This window comes from Oleiphilus sp. HI0066 (genome assembly GCF_001635725.1).
Map to the genome: position 1 here is coordinate 1 of NZ_LWFH01000414.1, position 786 is coordinate 786.

General features: G+C 48.1%; 1 pseudogene. It reads right to left on the minus strand.

Going from position 1 to position 786, the window contains the following annotated elements:
• Positions 1-713 (minus strand): annotated as a pseudogene (locus tag A3738_RS05605) (ammonium transporter); the annotation flags it as partial.
• Between the last annotated feature and the right edge of the window lie 73 nt (positions 714-786).

The following is a 786-nucleotide window of genomic DNA, read 5'->3' on the forward strand; positions in this document are numbered from 1 at the left end:
AACCAGCCCATCCAAAGGATGAAAGTACCAAGAGTCGCTAGTGGAAGGTTAGCGCCTGGGATAGCGTTAACTTCACCGTTAGGACCGTACTTACCTTTACGAGCACCAAGAAGGATAACACCAGCAAGTGCAGCTGCTGCACCAGCCATGTGAACGATACCAGAACCTGCGTAGTCGCTGTAGCTAAGCTCATACAAGCCGAATACTGCGTCGCCGTTCCAAGTCCAAGAACCTTCCATTGGATAGATGAAACCAGTCATGATTACCGCAAAAACTAGGAAAGCCCAAAGCTTCATACGCTCTGCAACCGCACCAGATACGATAGACATTGCAGTTGCAACGAATACTACCTGGAAGAAGAAGTCAGACGCGCCTGAGTACTCACCCATGTCGCCGAAACCAGCTTCAGTTGCAGAAGCAAGTACGCCAGCGATTGCAGCTTCGTCCATAGAAGCAACGCTGTCAGTAGCACTTAAGAAGTAGCCGCCGCCGTACATGATTTCGTAACCGCATACTAAGTACATAGTACAAGCGATCGCGAACAACGCGACGTTTTTAGTCAAAATTTCAGTCGTGTTCTTAGCGCGAACAAGACCTGCTTCAAGCATGGCGAAACCTGCCGCCATCCACATTACTAATGCGCCGCACACCAAGAAATAAAAGGTGTCCATCGCATATTGAAGTTCAAATATGTTATTGGATAACTGTTCCATGATAGCCCTCCGTACCTAGGCTCTTATGATTTATAAAATGGTTATACAGCGTCAGTGCCGGTTTCGCCGGTAC